The organism is Moorena sp. SIO3A2 (genome assembly GCF_010672265.1).
GTDB classification, from domain to species: Bacteria; Cyanobacteriota; Cyanobacteriia; order Cyanobacteriales; family Coleofasciculaceae; genus Moorena; species Moorena producens.
In genome coordinates, this window is the sequence record NZ_JAAHHC010000006.1 from 238,469 (window position 1) to 259,267 (window position 20,799).

Sequence of the window (20,799 nt, forward strand, 5' to 3'; positions counted from 1 at the left end):
ATGACACGTAAAACAACTCGACGTCAGTTGATCGTGACCAGTGTTGCTGCTGCGGGTGGTATTGTTGGAAGTGCAGCATGGCATCAACAGCAGTCTCAACTGTCAGCAACAGCAGCTATTCAACTGCCAACAGCAGCTACAATGCCAGAACGAGTGTTAGGTAAAACGGGGGTGAAAGTTCCAATCTTTGGATTGGGAGGTGCAGGAAAAACGCCTTTGTCGAAGATGAATCGAGAAGCTGATGCCGTCGCCCAAATTGAAGCGGCGTTACAGTTTGGAATTCGTTATTTTGATACGGCGGCTAGTTATGGCCCCAGCGAAGAATATATGGGTAAGGTATTACCCGCTTATCGCTCTAATCTATTTTTAGCAACAAAAACAGCACAACGAGATCGAGATGGGGCTTGGCGAGAGTTAGAGCGATCGCTTAAACGCCTTCAAACTGATTCTATCGATTTATGGCAATTACATCATGTTTCTTTTCACGAAACGTTAGATCAGATTTTTAGTCCCAATGGCGCTATCAAAGCCTTTGAAGAAGCAAAAGAACAAGGAATTGTAAAATATTTAGGTATTACCGGACATCACGAACCGGATGTGATTGCAGAAGGGTTGCGGCGCTATCCCTTTGATACCACCTTAATTTCTCTCAATGCGGCAGATGTTCATCATCCTCGTCCTTTTGCCAAAACTGTTTTACCAGTGGCGCGAGAGAAAAATGTAGGAGTCGTTGCTATGAAAGTTCCGGCTTATGGCAGGTTATTCAAAAATGGTGTCTTAGATGGAATGGATCAAGCTATGGGTTATGTTTTGTCTCTGGAGGGAGTACATTGTTGTATTATTGCTGCCGAATCCGTCAAGCAATTAGAATCAAATTTTAAAGTAGCCCAAGCATTTCAATCGTTGAGTTCAGAACAAATGACTGCTATTGAAGCACGGACAGCTTCTGCTTGGAAAGACAATACATTTTTCCGGAAGTGGACTTAAAATTATGTAAGCATTCAGCAGTCAGCGGTCAGCCGTTGGCCAGGCTAGGGGAATGGCCAAGCTACTTGAGCTGCCGTCAGCTGACTTAACAGAGATTAAAGCAATGCTTACTTGTTTGATTCCAAAGCTGAGAGCTGATAGCTGAGAGCTGATAGCTGATAGCTGAATGGTTAAAGAATTATAGCTTATAACAACGTGCATGCTCGATACTTACAGATCAGCAGTAGGGTGCGTTATTAACGCACCCTACAATCTTAGCTGCATCGCTAGATCGACAATGCTGCCAGATCTCAGCCAGATCTCAGCGTTAACCCACTGGTTCTGACTCCTCTTCTGGCTTAGACTCAGGACAATAGATCAGATACTTGCCAGTAACGTAACCTTGTAAGGGCGCAGAAATAGGAACCCAGCCATTATTTCCACGATTAACAATCGTTACCTTAGAACCATCAGCGAGAATTCCAATAATCTCGCCATCATTTGACGGTGCTTTGCGGACATTTAAACCCTGTGGTGCTGAAACTTGCCGACAATTCTCTTCAGATGGTGGTGGTGTTGGACAAGGTTTTATCGTAACAAACTGGCCAGACACATAACCGATTATGGGTTCTGAAATCTTCAGCCAGCCATCGGCACCTATACTCTCAATCTTGACCTCAGTACCATTTTTTAATGTACCGATACTGGGACCACCAGGGGTTGAACGCACGATCAGATCACTACCACGAGTGGTAACTGTACCACACTGTTCTTTGACGGTGGGACAGGGTTGAAGATATGCCTCAGACACATAACCTTTCTGGGGCGAAACAATCGGTACCCAACCATCAGTACTAGTACCCTTGATAGTGACCTTAGTACCATTTTCTACAACACCGACAATGGTACCACCGGGGGTCGCACGCACATTGAGCGGGTTACCCTTAGTCGAAACTAGACGACATTCTTCTTTCGGAGGAGGAGGTGGACAGGGTTTAAGATACCGGTCGGAAACATAACCTTTTAGGGGAGAGACAACCTGTACCCAACCATCAGTAATGGTATTGACGATAGTGACTTTAGCGCCATTGTCCAAGTCACCAATAATCTTACCACCAGGACTCTGACGTACATTCAGACCCCTGCCAGTATTGGTCGAAACTATGCGACATTCCTGTTTAGGTGGTGGTGGACAGGATTGGAGATACCGCTGAGAAATATAACCTGACAAGGGAGAAGAAATTTTTGCCCAGTCTTGGTTTACTATTTGCTCAAGGGTAACCTCAGACCCGTTTTTGACAAAACCGATAATCCGGTAATTGCTACCGGGTCCACTGCGGACATTGAGATCACTGCCTCTAGTCACCACTTTGCGGCAATTGTCTGTAGCCGCAGCAAGTTGAAATTTTACCTGGTTCTCAAATGAGATGTTTTCTAAACGAGATGATGGGGTAAATTGAGCGATCGCAGGACTAGTAGCATAAGATGGCGCAGGAAAAGCTGTAAAAGCTAGCGCCACAGAGATGCACACCACTAGTAATCTTCGCCAACCACTAATCTTTCTGATCATATGTTGGATTTATTATTCACTATCAAAGTGGAACGGCTTTATTTTATTAGAACTCTGCATAAAACCCTATACTCTCGATCCTAGCTTTGTGGTGGAAAGAAGAGAACAGGGTGCCAGCTGCTGCGCATTAAATCACCGGCTAAGCTACGCACTGACCAATCTAAGAATTTTCCTTTGTGATCGGAAGAGATTGCGATCGCAGTAATATCAAATTCTAAGGCTGTGTCTAAAATCTCTTCACGGGGATTGCCCACTCGCACGTCCGTATTGACCTGTAAGCCCAGCTCTTCTAACTCTGCTTTTACTGGTTCTAGCTTGTCTTGAGCTTTTTGTAACTGAGGGTCCTTGGATAATTCTCTGCGCCCCCCTTCGCTGACTACCCACAACAGCATACACTGCTTGATTGAGTTATCTGGTGCTTGTTTAGCATACTCTTTGACCCTTTCGACGGTATAGTTCGAGGCTGTAGTGCCGTCATAGGGAATTAGTAAATACCGGAATAGATGTTTGCAGCGTAGATCGAGTTCTTCGCAGGTGTAAGCTGAAATCAGTTGTGGTCGCAGCATTAGCAATGGTGTACTACATTCCTTGGTCAAGGTTGCTGTAGTGCTACCGAAAAGCTTTTCTTGTAATAAGCTGCGCACTGGCGTGCCAATCAGGATGACATCAGCATCGTAACGTTTGGCGATTTTAGGAATACTGTCACTAGGACGACCTGAGGTCACTTCGATGTGAACCTCTACCCCTTCAGGTATATTGGTCAAACCCTCTTCAAAGCGGCGGCGAGCTTGTTCTATTCCTTCTTCATCAATACGAGGTATTTCTCCCTCTTCCCAAAGCGGAACAAAGTTGCAGAAGATGATTTTCTTGAGCCCACCAGCCGCTAAACTGGGGACAAAATCTACTAGCCGATATAAACCGTCGGAGAAGTCGGTGCAGACTAGGCAATGCTGAAACATATGCAGGGAGGATCGCTTTTTCTTAGAGTTTCTTTCAGACTAGAACACTTTACAATTACTTTAGATAGTTTTAGAGAGTTTGGGATTATTTTATATAAATTTATCAACTATTCATCCTGGCTGCCCTAGAGTGAATTGGGGTATTGCCAATCCGTAAGCTATCAGATATCAGCGAACAGCGATTAGCGCTACGCGCACGCTACGCGAACACCTTGTGAATAAAACAGGTAAGCATTCGTTTAATATCTGTTACGTCTACTGACGGCTGAACGCTGAAGGCTGAAGACTTCCCTTTAAGCAAGCCTACGGTGATAATACTTACGCTGATGATATTAGTTAACAATAAGTTGAATCAATCAATTTTAATTTTAATTAAATCTTAATATAATTCGAGTTGACGCCCCAGCATCCCCAGCTCCTTTCCTACCTACGGAATTGAGCAAGAGAAGGAGGTCGCGGCTCAATTAAGGCCAATAACAATCAGACTAGGGCTTTAGCTATAATCCCCACTCGTGTTTTAGGACTTCTTTGTACATTGTTTCACGCATCATCATTTGCTCATAGAGTTTGATTAGGAATTCCTGAGCTTGCTCACGGCTCATTTTCTGGACCTGAGATTCAAAGGACCGCAGGTTAAATTTTTGTTCCAGGGAAAGTTCTACAGGTTTAGACATAGTTGAGCTCCTTAAAAACTAATCATGGGTTTTGGCTGGCTAGAGCAGCCCTAGTCATGGTCACCCTAGGTATCGGTAAATGTATCAACCGTTAACCTATCTGACCTTTAATGAAGAATCGTAACAAGTATTTGACAAAATTGCCATATTTTGATTTTGCATGACGTTAGAAACAATCGTAGACTATTTCTAGGAAGTTTCCTGGCTAGGATTGATGCTGTCCAATTCGGTATAGTTGTTTCTTATACTCCATAAAACAAAAGTTGATGCCTTCATCATCAACAGGACTTACGCAAAAATAGACACACCACAAAGGTGCTGAATTGCTAGGATTCTTTAATAACGCACCTTACCGGTAGAGTTACTGAGTAAGCTGTGAGCAAAACACTGCTCAGGTTTCGTTAATAACACACCTTCCCGGTAGAGTTAGTGAGTAAGCTGTGATCAACACATGGCTATTCCATGCGATCGCATAAGCGCGGAAGCTGAGGCCGTAGGCCACGCGGGGCGCGTTCGCTTCATCGCAACGCCGATCAGACAACCAGCACCCGAACGGAATAGTAGTTAGTTGACTATATGGTAAATTCCCGAGTTCAGTGAGTGGCTTCGATGCGATTGGCCGTAGGCCACGCGGGGCGCGATCGCTTCATCGCAAAGTCGATCAGACAACCAGCACCCTAACGGAATAGTAGTTAATTAACTATAGTTGAGATCCCATTAGCCAGTTAACCTATACCCTAGACAGTTAATGATTCATCCTTAGTTACTTACCTGCTAAGCCTCAGTTAATCCGGAATTCCCTGGCTGTCAACAAACAAGCCATCGCTACAATATAGCTAAAATAGGGATATGCCCAAATCTACTTCTTCTGAGAACTCTCCCCCGGTCCCTGATGATTCCCCAATGGTAGCATCCCCCCTACTGATCCTAATTGATGGTCATTCTCTGGCTTTTCGCTCCTATTTTGCTTTTGCCAAAAGTCGTCAGGGTGGATTACGGACTAAAACTGGAATTCCGACCAGTGTCTGTTTTGGCTTCATTAAATCTTTGCTAGAGGTAATGGAGTCAGAAAACCCGAATGTGATCGCAATTGCTTTCGATACCAAAGAAGCCACCTTTCGCCAACAAGCCGATGCTACTTATAAAGCCAATCGCACCGAAACACCAGAAGATTTCTTACCAGATGTCAAGAATCTCCAGCAGTTACTACAAGGGTTAAGAATCCCAGTAATAACTTCTCCTGGTTATGAAGCTGATGATGTATTGGCAACCTTAGCTCACCAAGCTATTGATCAAGGCTATCGTGTCAAAGTTGTATCTGGCGATCGCGATTTATTTCAACTAGTTGCTCCAGACAAAGGAATTACCGTTTTATATCTCAGTGGTCCGTTTTCTAGGGGGAGTGCTACAGTTGGCCCAACGGAATATGGCTTAGAGGAAGTAGAAGCAAAATTGGGAGTATTACCCTCTCAAGTCGTGGATTATAAAGCCCTCTGTGGCGATCCATCCGATAATATTCCTGGAGTTAAGGGCATCGGAGCAAAGACTGCAGTTAAGTTACTCAAAGAATACCAAAACCTGGATAATATTTATGCTTCCCTTGATACTATTAAGGGTGCCGTTAAGAAAAAGCTGGAAGTAGGTAAGTCAGATGCGGAACATGCTCGCTATTTGGCTCAATTACGATTTGATACTCCTATCGATATTGATTTAGACCAATGTCAGCTCCAAGGATTCGATCCTCAAGTGCTCAAACCGCTATTGGAGCGATTAGAATTAAAGTCATTTATCAGTCAAATAGATAAACTTCAGCAGCGTTTTGGTGGCGTAGTGCTAGAGGATAGTCAAAATAATGCCCCAAATGATACTGTTAGTGATACTGTTTCAAATACTGATAGTGATACTGATACTCAGGAAGATGATGATATTTCCTTTTTCAGTGTAGCGGAAACGGAAGAGTTTCAAGAGCAAGGGTCTAATACTGGTTCGATTCAACCACAAATTATCGATACTGTAGACAAGCTCAATCAATTAGTTGAACAGCTGAAATACTATACCGATGCTGGAAATCCTGTGGCTTGGGATACAGAAACCAGTGATTTGGAACCACGAGATGCTCAGTTGGTGGGGATTGGCTGTTGTTGGGGAAAAGAATTTACTGATGTTGCTTATATTCCTATCGGTCATAAGGATGGGACTAATTTAGACAAGGATATTGTCTTAGAATCCCTACGTCCAATTTTAGAAAGCTCAGATTATCCCAAAGTATTACAAAATAGTAAATTCGACCGACTAGTCTTACGTTGTAACGGGATTCAGCTAGCAGGAGTGGTATTCGATACCATGCTAGCGAGTTATGTACTCAATCCCGAAACTAGCCATAAACTTAGTGACCTAGGGCTGCACTATTTAGGAATAGAAGCACAAAGTTATAATGACTTGGTTCCAAAAGGGAAAACTATCAGAGATTTAGACATTCCCACTGTAGCGGATTACTGTGGGATGGATGCTTATACCACCTTCGGAATAGTTTCTAAATTACGAGAAGAATTGGCGAAAATTCCAGCATTGCAGGAATTGTTGCTAGATGTAGAGCAACCCCTGGAACCGGTATTAGCTGAGATGGAATACCAGGGGATTAGTATTGATAAGGATTATCTGGAACAGTTCTCTCAAGAGCTGGAAAAGGATTTAGTGGCAATTAAGCAGCAAGCCTATCAAGATGCTGGACAAGAATTCAATTTAGGTTCCCCTAAACAGCTTAGTCAGTTACTATTTGAGAAACTAGGGTTAGATCGTAGGAAGTCTCGTAAAACTAAAACCGGTTACTCTACCGATGCTACTATCTTAGCTAAATTACAAGGAGACCATCCCGTAGTAGATGCTGTTTTGGAATACCGTAGTTTATCTAAATTGAAATCTACTTATGTGGATGCTTTACCAGCACTGATGCGTTCTGATACTAAACGAGTACATACGGATTTCAACCAGACCGTGACCACAACTGGTAGATTATCTTCATCTAGTCCTAATTTACAAAATATTCCTATTCGTACTGATTTTAGTCGCCAGATTCGGAAGGGTTTTATTCCAGAATCCGGTTGGCTGTTGGTATCTGCTGACTATTCCCAAATTGAGTTACGAATCCTAGCTCACTTGAGTCAAGAGCCAGTGCTAGTGGAAGCTTATCAAACTCAAGCGGATGTCCATACCTTGACAGCGCAAATGTTATTTGATAAAGAAGACATTACTGCTGAAGAGCGGCGCTTGGGTAAAATAATTAATTTTGGCGTAATTTACGGCATGGGAGCACAACGGTTTGCTCGCGAAGCTAAGGTATCGACAGCTGAAGGAAAAGAATTTATTGATCGATTGAACCAACGCTATCCTCTAGTGTTTGCTTATTTAGAGGAAACTAAGAAAAAAGCGATCGCACAAGGCTATGTAGAAACTATACTCGGACGCCGTCGCTACTTTAGCTTTGGTGGTAACAGTCTTAGAAGGCTGCAAGGTAAAGCTCTCGATCAGATTGATCTCGATAAACTTAAGAGTATCAATCCCTATGATGCTGGGTCATTAAGAGCAGCAGCTAATTCCCCGATTCAAGGCTCTAGCGCTGATATCATCAAAATTACTATGGTTAATCTGTATCAAGAATTACAGAAATATCAGGCGCGGTTGCTATTACAAGTCCATGATGAATTAATATTTGAAATTCCCCCAGATGAATGGGAAGAATTGCAGGTAAAAATTCGGGAAACTATGGAATCAGCAGTTAAGTTAAGTGTTCCTTTAGTTGTGGAAATACATGCTGGGGATAATTGGATGGAGGCGAAGTGAGGCAATAGGCAATAGGCAATAGGCAATAGGCAATAGGCAATAGGCAATAGGCAATAGGCAATAGGCAATAGGCAATAGGCAATAGGCAATAGGCAATAGTGCGATCGCACTCATCAGCTTAGTGGTAAGCGTTAGGACGATACATTACCATTCACCATGAGCTAGAGACATGAATTGTATCTTTGCCATCACTGGATCTAGCTCAGAAGACTATTTATAGTAGACTTCATTGAGCTTGTGTAAAATTTGATGGCGATTGTACCTTTTAAGATAAGCTTTTAATGCTTTTAGGTACAGTTCACTACGTGACAAGCCCATCTGTTAAGCAAGGGCTTCTGCCTCTTCAAAAACTGAGTCTGGAAGTGAAATTGCGGTTTTCATAGTGACTTTATTAACAAGCCCTACTCCTTAATTATACCTTGGTTATACCAAGATTGCACTTCTTCTATCAGCTTCAAGGTTCCCTCTCCGGTTGTTTTGCTGCCATGGCAGTGGTAGCCAATATAATTAAAAGTTATTTCTCGGGTATTAGGGGCTAATGTTCCAGTTCCTTTGTAGTTACTCAAGCAGGTGGGGACAGTCGCAGGCACATCGAAAGGAGCTGTTATTTCAGGTCTGTCAACGGTAGAGATACCATCCTTGCCCAATCCAGAGTCTACCTTCCATTCCCAGTCATCCCCAAAGGTTGCCGCTACAGATCCAGATATACCAGTACCAGTTGACCAGTTTCCCGTCACCTCAGTGAAAAATCTAACTGGACGGAAATCGGGATGTTTTCAAAGGTCTGTCCATTAATCGATAGTGAATATTCACCGCTCCAATTGGATGATACTAAGTGTGAAGGCACTTGAGCATTAATCCTTACCTGGCTACCAACTATGAAGGCTGCTAAGCTGCCAATCCTAAGCAATCCTAAGAAAGATTTTCCTTGCATGCTCCGCCATTATCCATTTAATATAGATTATCACAATTATAGGCTAGGTAGGCATAAATACAGGTTAAACTTCATAATTCTAGAATGAAGCTGGAAGCCTGTATTCAAAAGGTTTTCACAAATGTGAATTCAACACTATTTAACGGATAATTTAACCTATCTACTTACTAGATTTTACAAGAGTTACAGTATGCTTGTCACCCTTTTAGGATGAAATGTGAAAGCTCTGCTTAACTTAAGTTTAATAAAACTTGAGTGATACTTCATCAAAGCTTCGCCTACATTGACTGTATGTCTAGTTAATATAGTCGAGGTAGAAAATATTATATTAACTATCTGATAGGTAATTTGATTTGAGATTGTAATCAATCCAACCCTTATTATCCAATTCTTAAGTCTGTTTAAAAATTGTCACGATTAGTAAGTTGATGGGAGCCACTTACTAATACTAATGTTCAAGATACTGTAATAGTCTACAGGTCACTCTAAAAGGGATGCATCTCAATCCATGCTGTTTAATCCAGTGGTGCGTTACGGGACGGACTGTCCCAATACTGGCTACCTATAAAATTGGAGGGAGCCCGTCTTATCACGCACCCTACTGAACTGGCACAATCCAACCAAATTATTGAACAGCCAGATAACGCTTCCAGTGATTTACAGATTCAGGTGCTAGCTGCTCTATATCTAGAAGATTCGGCATAACGCTCAACCTCTCGATCAGATATAGCACTAGGTATTAAGGTGTTTGACATTGATAAAAGCAGCAAAAGCTAATGCACGTTAACTTTTGCCTCTTGCCTCTTGCCTCTTGCCTTGCCCATAACGCTATATCTCTTCAGATAATTGTTCCATTCCTACACACTGATCATGGCACAAGTATCCCGAACCAAGTTCTCAATCCGAAAGCTGATCTTTCGGTCATCCTTAGTCACATTATCCATAGTGTTTTCAGCAAGTTACACCTGGGCTTTTGGTTTAGACGATATTATTCCAAAAGTTAAGGTTCCCAAACTTCCTGGGGGAATTAATGAAGAAATCGAAGACGTGATAAATGACACGATTGATGACGCAGTAGATGAAATTATTCCCTATGGCATTCCCCGTTCAATTGAAGAGTTGGTGGATCGACTGTTTGGAGCCCTCGCCAAAGATTATGGTGTTATTCAACAGACACCCTATTCTGCCGGATATAACGAAGTGCTGATCGTCTCTCCATCCACAGGGGCAGAACAACGCATGCAGGTAAATTTACCAGAGGAAGAATTTCGGATCTATGAGATTGCCTTTAAAGGTGTTTCAGTTCCCAAACCCAAAGCTGTTGTAGGTGGACAAAGCCCACTACAGGAATCAGAAATTAGAGACCGGTTATCTGAGTTCAAAATTGAATACGATGCCCAAAATAAAGTGCAGGCGATTATTCTAGCTGATGGCACTAAAGCTGAATTTAGCAATAGTCAGGCTATTATTTATGGTGCATCAGGGCAAACCATAGAAACCATCACCTTGTCTCAAGCAAATGCTAACCCCTCAGAAAATTATATAGCATTAAAGAACACAGGAAAGCAAAAATGTGAATCCAATGTCAAGCAGCGCTTACAAGCAACACTGGATAATGCTAATTTAAAGAACTTGAACCTGGCACAATTAGGTACTTCTGATGAAGCCAGACTGCTGGCCTGGGCTGGAACCTTCGGTAGAGAAGGATTAGCAGACTCTCTACTACCCGATAGCAGAAATCAAACCATACAATCAATTAGTTGTCAAGCTCCAGTTCAGTGTAATGTTAAGCATACTTACAAGGGAGCCAGCGAAGTTAGGACTGACCTATTTAAGATCCCACCAGGCACAAACCCAAAAGTTGCCTTAGAGTATGAGTTTTATACTATTCCGGATAGACTGGAAATTTTCTATGAAGGGTCTCGTATTTTCGGAGTAGGACCAAAGTCAGGGCGTGATACTAAACGTATTGGTAACCTTCCTGATAATGCGAAGTATGTGGGAGTTAAGGTAATTGGTAATCGTGATGAGGGCACTCGATGGTGGTATACTATTCATTGTTCTAATACAGGTGTTGTAGTATCTGAAGATACACTTCTACCAGATAAGTTTCTTGGTGAATGGTCAGGATATCTCACTCGGCAGAAAGATAAAGCTAAAATGTATGTTACTATGACATTGGCTAATAACTCACAAGCTGGTGAGGCAACGGGAGTATTTAAGCTTACTTCTAGTGAATGTAAGAGTGAATTTACAGTTAAAACTGTAACAGATTCCTCAATTGTGCTGACAAAAAAAGAAGGTAGTCCAAAATGTGACCTAGAAGATATCTCACTGAATTTAGTTTCAGATCATGAGTTAAGGTTTAGTGAAGATAAGCAAATGTATTTTGCGCAAGGATATCGGGAAAGATCTTTGTATAAGGAAAATATTCCTTGCAAAAATGAGCCCAGTTTTAAGCTCAATGAGCACTTATACTTAGATAATTTTGATGATCCATTTGTTTTGCCTAACAAGGATAACAAAGATCGAATTGATAGAAATGATATATTAAAGGATGATTCATTTTTTACCTCTAAATCAGAGAATGATAATCTTTTAGAAGGCAGATATCATTATTACTCTACATTTCCTAATATTTATCCAAGTGAATACAAGGATGACATAATTCAATACAATAAAATCTGTGATATTGTAGACAAGGGATGCACACCAGAAAATGTCTTTGCAGAGATGATTTCACAGGCTATATTTACTGCACCTTCTAGACCCAAACAGGCGTCCAATCCAGTTAAAAACTGTATGGTAGTTGACTTAAATGTTGAAGGTTGGAAGGACAACTTGGGGAGGTTTTTATTTGGTACTGAAGATAAGGTCGTAGTAATGGTAAACAAAGACAAGTTTATTGCCATTAACTACACTTTACCAACTCATACTCTTTTTCCAGGTCGAGTTGTTAGACAAGTCATTGAAAAAGATGGTGCGGTTTGGGTATCTACAATTGGAGAGGGACGAGGCGATTTTCCTGAGACGAATGAAAAACAAGGACTGGAGATTTTCAGCGAAGAAATTGATCGTCCTTTCCAGCGGCATGTCCGAAATGCTATCGAGAACGACTTACCTTGGGGGTTAGACGCAAATCGTAAATGACTACCCCTCTAAGTATTAGCGCGCGGTGTTAATCCATCAGATAGAGCTGTTAGTTGAGGCTAGCGAATCCTAGCTTAAACTTAATAACAAAAATATAAATGGGTGGGTTAACACCCGCCTATTGTAAATGGGATTAACCGTTCTCCAATTACCCCCTCAGCTACTAGCCGGAAAACTCCCACCTATAAAGTGAATATCACTGAAAGTTTCAATCCACAAACGAGCGCCACAATCGAGAGGATTATCCGGCTGATACACAATCTTACAAGGACCGAGAATTTCTACCTCATTACCGTAGAGATTGGTGCCCTTTCGTTTAACTGAAATCACTGGCTTCCGGTCTTCCGGGCTTTTTTTCATATTAGAGCCAATGTGATTGCGGTTAACATTAATCTTAGCTAAAGCAGTCGTACGACTAGTGCGCCATTTGCCCTTTGGTCCACGATTACCTTTAGTAATTTGTGGCAAATGGTTGAACAGAGGAATAATCCAGAATTTCCCGCTTTTATAGGCACCCCGCACCCGACCCTTGTCTAGGAGTTGGCGCAATCGTCGAGAAGAAATTCCTAATAGAGATGCTGCTTCAGTAGTTCCAACGCACTTGTTCATCAGTTACCTCTCCTTTAACTATTCCGATAATACTAGTATAAGGGAAAAAAGAAAAATTGACAATTTATTTTTTTAGGGAACAGGGAATAGGGAACAGGGAATAGGGAGGAAAGGGTGGTAAAAGTGGTAAATATGGTAAGGGTGGCTAGCAAGTCAAGTGCTGTGGTTTCCACTATTAGCGACTGCGTCAATATCGGAATAGTTAGGAAATCGGGAATCGGGAATCGGGAATCGGGAATCGGGAATCGGGAATCGGGAATCGGGAATCGGGAATCGGGAATCGGGATTGGGAATGCGATCGCGTAGCGTGACCAAAGGTCAATCGCTTTTAGCGTGGCCTACGGTCAATCCCGTAGCGTGACCTACGGCCAATCCCGTAGTTAATAAACGAATATAGTTTGACCCAGTGGGTGGAACGGGCATCTTGCCCGTTACGGACGGGCACCAACACTGGCGACCATAAAAAAAATCAGGGCGAGCCCATCCCTAACACACCCTACGGCCTTTTACACAATTTTTTAAAAGAGTACTTTATTAGTACAAAAGGTACCCTCAGGGGTACTGCAAAGTCTGTGTTAAATCAGACATTATATTGAAAGAAAAGAGTAAATGAAAGATGAAACCAATCTTGAAAAATATTTGTATAGCTTTTTTAGTCGCGGTATCCATTCTGTTGGTATGGTGTCCCAATCCAGCCATGGCAGCGATGTATACGAACACTGATTCCCCAGCATTCCAAAGCAGCTCCACTTTTGCTCCCGATGTAGAAGTGCTACCTCCCATCTACGTTACCGAGGAAAGTGACGAAGGTGTTCGCCGCTTTCAAAAAGTCAAAGAACAAACAGATGCAGAAGTTACTATAAATGCAGAGTCCATAGATCAAGCCTTGACACACAACATGGTCTCAAATAAAACCTCGACGAACATGGTCGCATTTTTCACTGTCGGTGCTCGAGATCTTACTGAATACAATTACTATGAATTGGACATGCCTCCTCAATTGCTCGATGCAGATGGTGGTCGTATCCGCATGATCATGCAGCACGAAACGAATACCTCTGACGAAGTTCGCGTCATTGACCTCACCATTGGGACAGAATACACCAACGATCAGTTCGGTACCCGTGGGCGGTTTCGCGGCAGATATGGCTGGACTCGCCAGCAAGGTGGTGGTGACTACAGTTGGATATTGGGTGACGGCATAATCCAGAATATAGCGAATCCTTGGGATTGGGCATGGATCTTGGATTGGCGATGGCTAGAAGATGGTAGGGAAATTGGCGGCAATAAAATCCGTCTATATTCACACCCCCATGTTACTACTCGATTCATTTTTTACGATAACTGAGACTTGCCAATCCAGCTAATTAAGCGATAATCGTCTCAAAACCAGGACTTACGCCGAAAATCTACCTGTAGGGTGCGTTACAACGCACCTTACGCTATTTATAGCGTATAAGCCCTAATTTTGCGTAAGTCCTGAAAACCAACCCGATGGCATCCACCCTTTTGCGATCCTCCCCTTGGATACCTTACGCGGACGCCATTGGGTTCAGGTAATGGGATTGACCTTGGCCAAAAGGCCACCCTACGTGAATGGTCACGGTATGCGATGCTCCAAAGGAGCATCGCATCTGTTTTACTACGAGGATACTGATGCTATAGGGAAAACAGAAGAGAGAAGACAATCCTGTGACCTGATCATTATGGTTCTTCGGTACTAAGAGCAGGGAAATCTGAAGTTGTAAGGAATGACCTTTAAGGGATCAGATCCTTTTCAATCACTTGAGGAGTGGTTAGAATCTTTAGACATATAAATACTATAGCCATCATATGCAAAATTACAAACAAGATCACAAGTCAGTAAACCCGGAGAATCCACCTAGATCTTTAGTTAAGAATTTTTTATGGATAGGAATCGGTATTGCAACACTTTTCATTACTGGTAAGGCAGCCATTTTTGGCTATCAGCAATGGCTATCTCATCAAGAGCAACTATTTGTGGAAACGATGGAAGACCTGATCATAAATAAAAACTTTGTGGAGTGTATGAACAAAGCTCTAGAAATTCCTGAAAGTTCTCACAAATATTATAATGCACGAGCTTTTCTGAATCAGTGTGCTCAAGGACAGTTGGCTCAAGCAGAGAAAGTGATCAACGATAGCCAAAAGGCCACGCTAAGCGAACAGGAGTTGAAACCAGTTGATGAAAATTATAAATTAGCAATTAACTTGGCCAAACAAATTCCTTCATCAACATCTGTATATAATCAAGCTCAAGATGCGATCCTTAAGTGGGAAAAAAAGTGGAGACAATTAGTGGGAGTAGAAGGCTTTACTGATGGCATCTATTTTTACCAGCAGAACAAAGGCTCTAATATATATCTTATTTTCCAGAAGCAAGGAAATAAGATATTAGGTAAAAAATATGGGTTTCACAGTGATTATATAGTTTGTTTGAGAGGAGTTATACGGCGTGATATTCTGAAAGACTTAACTGGAATTTCTTATGGCATTGATTTTATACCACAGGTCGAAAGTGTTGACCCAATAAATTTATCGAAGTGGTATCGAATAAGTTGGGATAAAATCTCTAACTCTAGCAATTATGCTCTACACTATGCTTATAACAATAAGGATCATCATATAGAATCTTGTCAAAAAGAATTTGATAAAAACCCTTGACCGACTTAGCTAGTAGCCGGAAAACTACCACCCATAAAGTGAATATCACAGAAGGTTTCAATCCACAAACGAGCACCAGAATCTAGTGGATGATCCGGCTGATACACAATCTTACAAGGACCATTAATTTTCGGGAATCGGGAATCGGGAATCGGGAGTCGGTAATTGGGAATCGGGAATCGGGAATCGGGAATCGGGAATCGGGAATCGGGAATCGGGAATCGGGAATGCGATCGCATATAACTATTCGATCGGCAAATGCTTTCGCGGAGCGGCGACCTTCGCGTAGCGTGGCCCAAAGGCCAAGGAGCATCGCAAATAGCATGACCGTTCCCGTAGCGTGGCCAAAAGGCCAAGGTCAATCGTGCAGCGGCTCCAAGCTCCCATCGCCTATAGCAATAAATTATTATATAAACTAATTTATGTATTAATATACAACACAGGATTTTTTTTCACTCTACTACTCCCCACTCCACTACTCCCGATTCCCGATTCCCGATTCCCGATTCCCGATTCCCTAAAAAAATTTGTTACAAAAGTTTTCAAAAAATGTTATAATGGAATATTTTTTGTGTTATAATAAAATTACCGTGGGCGCTAAAGCGATGCAGAGGTGCGACCCGTGGCGAATTTAATTCGCCAACGGAAAGCGCACCTAAGCGGTCTTGGGGGTTTCCCCCATGAGCGACTGCATCAAGAAACGTTCCACGGTAAGAGCCAGCCGACAGTTTCTCCCAGCTACAGGCTGGCTCTGGAGCCCCAGTTAAGGAGATACCTAATATTTTATGTCGTACTCTCAACGCCTATATCCATGGGCGCTCATTCGTCTATTGCCGAAGATGCAGCGGGTGGTTGTGCGTCGTTTTCGGAACCGTTCTGATGCGGAGGGGCACTTGCAGGCTCTTAAACGGCTGATGCCCGATGAAAAATTTATAATTATCTTCGATTTAGGAGACCCTATAGACAGCGATTCTATAGAGGGAGAGTCTATAGACGAAGAATCTTAAGAAGCAGGAAGTTTGGGAAGTGTGACTTGCCCAGCTCTTCAGTAATCAAATTTTAGTCCGACCCCAGAAACAGCTCTGCAAACTGGGGTGTATGTAACTCAAAAATTAGTCTTGATTTGGTCAATTGTCTATGGCAAAACGTGCAGATATTGGTAGCAAACGCCTCATCAGTCTCGCTCCTAATGCTTGGGTGCAATGGGTAACCGGCAATTCCCAAGTGCGGGCATCTCAGTTACTGGATGCTGAGTTTCAATGGATTAGTCGCGAAAGCGATGTGATTATAAAAGCGTCTAGTCCTCAACATCAAGAATTTCTGATTCTCAATGAATTACAACTACGCTATGACCAGAACATGCCTAAGCGAATGCGCAATTATGTGGCTTTAGCTGAGGAGAAATACAACCTATCGGCTTATCCGGTATTAATTAACATCTTGCCGCCTCCAGCCACAGTTACTATTGAAGACTGTTACGACAGGGAATTCATGGGATTAAAGGCTCGTCAAGATTATCGGGTAATTAATCTGTGGGAAGTAGAGGCGGAATTAGTATTAGGACAACCTTTGCCTCCCCTATTTCCATTTGTCCCGATCTTATTTGGAGGTGGTAGTGAATCAAAATTGCGGTCAGCGGTGCAGGCTTTACGAGCGGATCAAACTTTAAATCAACTAGAACCGCTCTTAGCATTTTTTGCTAGCTTCGTGTTAGAGATACCTTTAATTCAACAAATCATGAGGTGGGATATGACAGTATTACGGGAATCGCCCTGGTATCAAGAGATTTTACAAGAGGGTCTTGCTCAAGGGATTGAACAAGGGATTGAACAAGGCATCCAACAAGAACGTCGAGGCAGTTTAGAGCGCATCCTTAAACTACGATTTTCAGAGATTCCTGTCGAGATATCGATCAGAATTCAATCCTTAACTCTCGAACAATTAGAAGAGTTGATGGCTACAGCATTAACCGTTAACTCCCTAGATGAGTTTACTCAACATTTGCCTAATTAATTAAATAAGGCCACACCCCACCTCGACCGTGGGGTGGGCGTAAGTCAATAATTAGTCTTAATTGGATCAATTGTATGGCAAAACGTGCAGATATTGGTAGCAAACGCCTAATCAGTCTCGCTCCTAATGCTTGGGTGCAATGGGTAACCGGTAATTCCCAAGTGCGGGCATCTCAGTTACTGGATGCTGAGTTCCAATGGATTAGTCGCGAAAGTGATGTCATTGTAAAAGCGTCTAGTCCTGAACACTCCGAATTTCTGATTCTCAATGAATTACAACTACGCTATGACCAGAACATGCCTAAGCGAATGCGCAATTATGTGGCTTTAGCTGAGGAGAAATACAACCTATCCGCTTATCCGGTATTAATTAACATCTTGCCGCCTCCCGCAACAGTAACCATTGAAGACTGTTACGACAGTGAATTCATGGGATTAAAAGCTCGTCAAGATTATCGGGTAATTAATCTGTGGGAAGTAGATGCTGAATTAGTATTAGGACAACCTTTGCCTCCCCTATTTCCATTTGTACCAATTTTAAAAGGAGGTGGTAGTGAATCAAAATTGCGCTCAGCCGTGCAGGCGCTACGAGCGGATCAAACTTTAAATCAACTAGAGCCATTGTTAGCTTTCTTCGCTAGCTTTGTACTAGAGATACCCTTAATTCAACAAATCATGAGGTGGGATATGACAGTATTACGGGAATCGCCCTGGTATCAAGAGATTTTACAAGAGGGTCTTGCTCAAGGGATTGAACAAGGCATCCAACAAGGGGTTGCTCAAGGCATTGAACAAGGCATTGAACAAGGGATTGAACAAGGCATTGAACAAGGCATCCAACAAGAACGTCGAGGCAGTTTAGAGCGCATCCTTAAACTGCGATTTTCAGAGATTCCTGTCGAGATATCCATCAAAATTCAAGCCTTAACTCTCGAACAATTAGAAGAGTTGATGGCAACAGCATTAACCGTTAACTCCCTAGACGAGTTTACTCAACATTTGCCCAATTAATTAAATAGTGCAACAACCCACCTCGACCCTGGGGTTAGGGGTGGGTTACTCTTGCCTATTGCCTATGGCCTATGGCCTTTTGCCTAGGCTCAGCAAGCCTAACAAACCGGCACCATAAGCAGGCTGATGGCGAGGCCAAATCACCTTAGCATTAGGGCTAAGCATGACTACAGATGATTCAAATTGCTGACGGATTGAGGAAAGAGCATGCCATACACTTCCGGTTGTTACTACTTCACATGCTGAGTCAGGAGCAAATACGCTTTCAATTACAACTTGGGTAGCTTTAGCTAGTTGATTAACCGTATCTTCGATAATGCTAATGGCTACCTGATCGCCTTCAGCGGCTGCTTGATCCACAATTGGTGCTAAGGATGCAATTTCTTTCACTCCCCACCCTGGCTGATAGATGATATCTGTGATATAATTAAAGTTGGATAAGTTAAAATGGGTGGTAAAGCGCTCCTGAAGACTAGCTGCTGTTAGACTAGTTACTGTTTCGCAACCATCATAGGCTTTCATAGCGGCTCGTAATCCAGACACGGCAATGTGGTAGGCACTGCCAACATCTCCTAGGATATGCCCCCAGCCACCAACTCGCTTGGTATTTCCCTGGGCATTGCGTCCAAAAACGATTGAGCCTGTGCCTGCGATCGCAACAACTCCCACAGGCTTACCGACTCCCCCCACTAAGGCAATCAAAGCATCATCACAAATGACAACATTAGAGGGGAGTAATGCCCAAGTGACGGGAATTGTCTGACTTGACAACAACTGTAGGACGAAGCCTCGCACTACTTCTAGATCTCGTGGACGAGCAACACCGGCTAATCCCAAACACATCGCTTCCACTGTGACCGATTCCATGGATAGTTTAGCGGAAGCCTCTTGGGTGGCTAGGCGAATGGCTGATTCTATAGAGGCGAAAGCGGTTTTGATACCAACAGTGTGATAATTGGAGGCGTCGGCTTCTCCTCGACCTAGGATTTGACCTTGGTGGTTGAGTACTACACAAAGGGTTTTAGTGGCACCGCCATCTATTCCGATTACACAGCTGTTCATTTATAGTTAGTTGATTCTAATGAAACTGGCATCTTGCCAGTTCTACGCAAATTGAAACTGGCAAGATGCCAGTTCTACGCCTGATGCCAGTTTAGCGATCGCATTCAAAACTGGCGTTGCATCAGTCTTCGCCCTGAATAGGAGTAGAGTGGGCATCCTGCCCGCGCGAAAATAAGGAGGAAACTGGCAAGATGCCAGTTCTACCCAAGATGCCAGTTCTACGCCTGATGCCAGTTCTACGCCTGATGCCAGTTTAGCGATCGCATTCAAAACTAGCCAAAAGCTCACAATTAGTTATTGTCTGGATCTTCTTGCTTGAGAAGGGCATCGACTAATACTGTAACTTGCACCAGGGCATTGATCACATCACTGGCTTGGGTAAAGGGTTTACCTTCATACTCGGAGTAGGCTGACCAGATTAGAGGAATAGCAATCAGTCCGACTAGCCAACGCTTGATGGTTTTAGGATTATACATGGGCAGGAATAAAAACAACAGCCTCATCTGTTTTTGTTAACTTTCTCAAAGACCGATTCCATGCCAAATCGAGCTAGAGAGGCCATTTCAAAAATTTTTTCCGACTTTGCATAGAATCCGGGGTTGGCCACCGTTAGTTATTTAGAAAGGTAAATCCAGGAGATGGATTGAGATGGAGTTAACCTATGGACGAACTGGAGGAACGACTACAACAGCTAGCGTTAGAAGCTCAAAAGCATTCCCCAAAAAGCCGTGGCCGTCGTGTCGTCCTGACTCGGCTGATTCAAATGATTCAAGCATCAGGCAGATTATCTCACAGGAGATATGACACCCCTCAGGAGGTTTACGATGAAGCACTTCAAGAGACTTGGTTGTATGTGTTCAAAAAAATTGATACTTATGAACCGAGAGGTCCGGTGATTAACTGGATTAATAGTGTCCTCAAGTGGCGGTTGATTGATGCCAAGAAAAGACATACCAAAGGGGGAAAGGAGTACTCACTAGATGCACCAATAAACTCTTCCGATGGGGGTAAGGTCAATCAATCAGGTATGACCTATTTAGATACCGTTGCCCAACCAGAAGACACTCCGTTACCTTCACAGCTTGTACGTCAGTGTATTGAAGAAGACTCTGATGGGCTGTTTGCCAGCAAACACGTTAAAGGACATCCTAAAGCCAACTTCAGAACCATTGCTCTTTTATATCTAGACCGGAAGAGTTGGCAACAGACTGCTGTAGCAGTTGGGTTAAAGCCAAAGCAAGCGTCAACGGTGCAAAGTTTCTACTGGCGCTGTTGCAAGTATTTTGCTGACAGGTTTAAGGAATACTTGCAGGAATAACTGACTAAT

General features: G+C 42.8%; 22 protein-coding genes and 2 pseudogenes. 11 read left to right on the plus strand and 13 right to left on the minus strand.

Features of this window, described 5'->3' with window-relative positions:
* Complete coding sequence (locus F6K64_RS08750) at positions 1 to 987, plus strand: aldo/keto reductase (protein WP_008178801.1); 987 nt, start codon at positions 1 to 3, stop codon at positions 985 to 987.
* Positions 988 to 1,008: 21 nt separating this feature from the next.
* On the opposite strand, the gene F6K64_RS08755 is transcribed toward F6K64_RS08750, so the two are convergent.
* The 4 genes from F6K64_RS08755 to F6K64_RS08770 all read right to left on the minus strand — a co-directional run bounded on the left by F6K64_RS08755 (position 1,009) and on the right by F6K64_RS08770 (position 4,169).
* A complete protein-coding gene (locus tag F6K64_RS08755) occupies positions 1,009 to 1,188 on the minus strand; it encodes a hypothetical protein (protein WP_008178803.1) in 180 nt (59 codons plus the stop codon).
* Positions 1,189 to 1,294: 106 nt separating this feature from the next.
* The gene (locus F6K64_RS08760) at positions 1,295 to 2,536 is read right to left on the minus strand and encodes an SH3 domain-containing protein (RefSeq protein WP_008178805.1); all 1,242 of its coding nucleotides are present in this window, start codon (positions 2,534 to 2,536) and stop codon (positions 1,295 to 1,297) included.
* 80 nt (positions 2,537 to 2,616) lie between these two features.
* On the minus strand, positions 2,617 to 3,495 hold the full coding sequence (locus F6K64_RS08765; RefSeq protein ID WP_008178808.1) for a universal stress protein: 879 nt from the start codon (positions 3,493 to 3,495) through the stop codon (positions 2,617 to 2,619).
* Positions 3,496 to 3,992: 497 nt separating this feature from the next.
* The gene (locus F6K64_RS08770; RefSeq protein WP_008178810.1) at positions 3,993 to 4,169 is read right to left on the minus strand and encodes an NblA/ycf18 family protein; all 177 of its coding nucleotides are present in this window, start codon (positions 4,167 to 4,169) and stop codon (positions 3,993 to 3,995) included.
* 849 nt (positions 4,170 to 5,018) lie between these two features.
* Here F6K64_RS08770 and polA point away from each other — a divergent pair.
* Entirely contained in the window at positions 5,019 to 8,009 is a 2,991-nt protein-coding gene (gene polA / locus F6K64_RS08775) for a DNA polymerase I (RefSeq protein ID WP_353813944.1), read from the plus strand.
* Here polA and F6K64_RS08780 read toward each other — a convergent pair.
* The 3 genes and pseudogenes from F6K64_RS08780 to F6K64_RS08785 form a co-directional block, all read right to left on the minus strand.
* Positions 7,962 to 8,123: a hypothetical protein gene (locus F6K64_RS08780; protein ID WP_287265280.1), complete on the minus strand. Its 162-nt coding sequence runs from the start codon at positions 8,121 to 8,123 to the stop codon at positions 7,962 to 7,964. The genes polA and F6K64_RS08780 overlap by 48 nt on opposite strands.
* Positions 8,124 to 8,153: 30 nt before the next feature.
* Positions 8,154 to 8,390, minus strand: a pseudogene (locus tag F6K64_RS38790) (ribbon-helix-helix domain-containing protein).
* A gap of 20 nt (positions 8,391 to 8,410) precedes the next feature.
* The gene (locus tag F6K64_RS08785) at positions 8,411 to 8,746 is read right to left on the minus strand and encodes a hypothetical protein (protein ID WP_287265281.1); all 336 of its coding nucleotides are present in this window, start codon (positions 8,744 to 8,746) and stop codon (positions 8,411 to 8,413) included.
* Between the two features lie 1,067 nt (positions 8,747 to 9,813).
* Here F6K64_RS08785 and F6K64_RS08790 point away from each other — a divergent pair.
* Positions 9,814 to 12,093 carry a hypothetical protein gene (locus F6K64_RS08790; protein ID WP_137985457.1) on the plus strand — a complete coding sequence of 760 codons (2,280 nt, stop codon included), beginning with the start codon at positions 9,814 to 9,816 and terminating at the stop codon, positions 12,091 to 12,093.
* Between the two features lie 156 nt (positions 12,094 to 12,249).
* On the opposite strand, the gene F6K64_RS08795 is transcribed toward F6K64_RS08790, so the two are convergent.
* Positions 12,250 to 12,702: a MerR family transcriptional regulator gene (locus F6K64_RS08795; RefSeq protein WP_271969961.1), complete on the minus strand. Its 453-nt coding sequence runs from the start codon at positions 12,700 to 12,702 to the stop codon at positions 12,250 to 12,252.
* Between the two features lie 153 nt (positions 12,703 to 12,855).
* Positions 12,856 to 13,017: a hypothetical protein gene (locus F6K64_RS08800; RefSeq protein ID WP_287265283.1), complete on the minus strand. Its 162-nt coding sequence runs from the start codon at positions 13,015 to 13,017 to the stop codon at positions 12,856 to 12,858.
* Between the two features lie 358 nt (positions 13,018 to 13,375).
* Here F6K64_RS08800 and F6K64_RS08805 point away from each other — a divergent pair, with 358 nt between their 5' ends.
* The 3 genes from F6K64_RS08805 to F6K64_RS08815 all read left to right on the plus strand — a co-directional run bounded on the left by F6K64_RS08805 (position 13,376) and on the right by F6K64_RS08815 (position 15,387).
* Positions 13,376 to 14,050, plus strand: coding sequence for a hypothetical protein (locus tag F6K64_RS08805; protein WP_158026415.1), 675 nt, complete (start codon positions 13,376 to 13,378; stop codon positions 14,048 to 14,050).
* A gap of 175 nt (positions 14,051 to 14,225) precedes the next feature.
* Positions 14,226 to 14,426 carry a hypothetical protein gene (locus tag F6K64_RS08810; RefSeq protein ID WP_287265284.1) on the plus strand — a complete coding sequence of 67 codons (201 nt, stop codon included), beginning with the start codon at positions 14,226 to 14,228 and terminating at the stop codon, positions 14,424 to 14,426.
* A gap of 109 nt (positions 14,427 to 14,535) precedes the next feature.
* Entirely contained in the window at positions 14,536 to 15,387 is an 852-nt protein-coding gene (locus F6K64_RS08815) for a hypothetical protein (RefSeq protein WP_071104226.1), read from the plus strand.
* A gap of 5 nt (positions 15,388 to 15,392) precedes the next feature.
* On the opposite strand, the pseudogene F6K64_RS38795 reads toward F6K64_RS08815, so the two are convergent.
* A pseudogene (locus tag F6K64_RS38795) lies at positions 15,393 to 15,518 on the minus strand (DNA-binding protein); the annotation flags it as partial.
* 233 nt (positions 15,519 to 15,751) lie between these two features.
* Between F6K64_RS38795 and F6K64_RS08825 the strand changes: the two are divergent.
* From F6K64_RS08825 to F6K64_RS08845, 4 genes are all read left to right on the plus strand, one after another.
* Positions 15,752 to 15,967 carry a hypothetical protein gene (locus F6K64_RS08825; protein WP_287265287.1) on the plus strand — a complete coding sequence of 72 codons (216 nt, stop codon included), beginning with the start codon at positions 15,752 to 15,754 and terminating at the stop codon, positions 15,965 to 15,967.
* Between the two features lie 42 nt (positions 15,968 to 16,009).
* Entirely contained in the window at positions 16,010 to 16,267 is a 258-nt protein-coding gene (locus tag F6K64_RS08830) for a hypothetical protein (protein WP_287265340.1), read from the plus strand.
* A 257-nt stretch (positions 16,268 to 16,524) separates the two neighbouring features.
* Positions 16,525 to 17,400 carry a DUF4351 domain-containing protein gene (locus tag F6K64_RS08840; protein WP_287265290.1) on the plus strand — a complete coding sequence of 292 codons (876 nt, stop codon included), beginning with the start codon at positions 16,525 to 16,527 and terminating at the stop codon, positions 17,398 to 17,400.
* 74 nt (positions 17,401 to 17,474) lie between these two features.
* The gene (locus F6K64_RS08845; RefSeq protein ID WP_287265292.1) at positions 17,475 to 18,410 is read left to right on the plus strand and encodes a DUF4351 domain-containing protein; all 936 of its coding nucleotides are present in this window, start codon (positions 17,475 to 17,477) and stop codon (positions 18,408 to 18,410) included.
* Between the two features lie 69 nt (positions 18,411 to 18,479).
* On the opposite strand, the gene F6K64_RS08850 is transcribed toward F6K64_RS08845, so the two are convergent.
* Genes F6K64_RS08850 through F6K64_RS08860 form a run of 3 tightly spaced genes read right to left on the minus strand, consistent with a single transcriptional unit; the run spans position 18,480 to position 19,975 of the window.
* Complete coding sequence (locus F6K64_RS08850) at positions 18,480 to 19,472, minus strand: N-acetylglucosamine kinase (RefSeq protein WP_287265294.1); 993 nt, start codon at positions 19,470 to 19,472, stop codon at positions 18,480 to 18,482.
* Between the two features lie 42 nt (positions 19,473 to 19,514).
* Positions 19,515 to 19,760: a hypothetical protein gene (locus F6K64_RS08855; RefSeq protein WP_287265295.1), complete on the minus strand. Its 246-nt coding sequence runs from the start codon at positions 19,758 to 19,760 to the stop codon at positions 19,515 to 19,517.
* A 2-nt stretch (positions 19,761 to 19,762) separates the two neighbouring features.
* Complete coding sequence (locus tag F6K64_RS08860) at positions 19,763 to 19,975, minus strand: hypothetical protein (protein ID WP_287265297.1); 213 nt, start codon at positions 19,973 to 19,975, stop codon at positions 19,763 to 19,765.
* A gap of 158 nt (positions 19,976 to 20,133) precedes the next feature.
* Between F6K64_RS08860 and F6K64_RS08865 the strand changes: the two genes are divergently transcribed.
* Positions 20,134 to 20,790 (plus strand): hypothetical protein, encoded by a 657-nt coding sequence (locus tag F6K64_RS08865; protein ID WP_287265298.1) that lies wholly within the window; start codon positions 20,134 to 20,136, stop codon positions 20,788 to 20,790.
* Positions 20,791 to 20,799 lie beyond the last annotated feature (9 nt).

What these genes read in the sequence shown, in the direction of transcription:
- F6K64_RS08845 (WP_287265292.1), top strand. Translation starts at nt 17,475, where the DNA reads ATGGCAAAACGTGCAGATATTGGTAGCAAACGCCTAATCAGTCTCGCT.
- polA (WP_353813944.1), top strand. Translation starts at nt 5,019, where the DNA reads ATGCCCAAATCTACTTCTTCTGAGAACTCTCCCCCGGTCCCTGATGAT.
- F6K64_RS08765 (WP_008178808.1), bottom strand. Translation starts at nt 3,495, where the DNA reads ATGTTTCAGCATTGCCTAGTCTGCACCGACTTCTCCGACGGTTTATAT.
- F6K64_RS08815 (WP_071104226.1), top strand. Translation starts at nt 14,536, where the DNA reads ATGCAAAATTACAAACAAGATCACAAGTCAGTAAACCCGGAGAATCCA.
- F6K64_RS08860 (WP_287265297.1), bottom strand. Translation starts at nt 19,975, where the DNA reads ATGAGGCTGTTGTTTTTATTCCTGCCCATGTATAATCCTAAAACCATC.
- F6K64_RS08750 (WP_008178801.1), top strand. Translation starts at nt 1, where the DNA reads ATGACACGTAAAACAACTCGACGTCAGTTGATCGTGACCAGTGTTGCT.
- F6K64_RS08850 (WP_287265294.1), bottom strand. Translation starts at nt 19,472, where the DNA reads ATGAACAGCTGTGTAATCGGAATAGATGGCGGTGCCACTAAAACCCTT.
- F6K64_RS08760 (WP_008178805.1), bottom strand. Translation starts at nt 2,536, where the DNA reads ATGATCAGAAAGATTAGTGGTTGGCGAAGATTACTAGTGGTGTGCATC.
- F6K64_RS08795 (WP_271969961.1), bottom strand. Translation starts at nt 12,702, where the DNA reads ATGAACAAGTGCGTTGGAACTACTGAAGCAGCATCTCTATTAGGAATT.
- F6K64_RS08755 (WP_008178803.1), bottom strand. Translation starts at nt 1,188, where the DNA reads ATGCACGTTGTTATAAGCTATAATTCTTTAACCATTCAGCTATCAGCT.
- F6K64_RS08840 (WP_287265290.1), top strand. Translation starts at nt 16,525, where the DNA reads ATGGCAAAACGTGCAGATATTGGTAGCAAACGCCTCATCAGTCTCGCT.
- F6K64_RS08865 (WP_287265298.1), top strand. Translation starts at nt 20,134, where the DNA reads ATGGACGAACTGGAGGAACGACTACAACAGCTAGCGTTAGAAGCTCAA.
- F6K64_RS08780 (WP_287265280.1), bottom strand. Translation starts at nt 8,123, where the DNA reads ATGAGTGCGATCGCACTATTGCCTATTGCCTATTGCCTATTGCCTATT.
- F6K64_RS08790 (WP_137985457.1), top strand. Translation starts at nt 9,814, where the DNA reads ATGGCACAAGTATCCCGAACCAAGTTCTCAATCCGAAAGCTGATCTTT.
- F6K64_RS08770 (WP_008178810.1), bottom strand. Translation starts at nt 4,169, where the DNA reads ATGTCTAAACCTGTAGAACTTTCCCTGGAACAAAAATTTAACCTGCGG.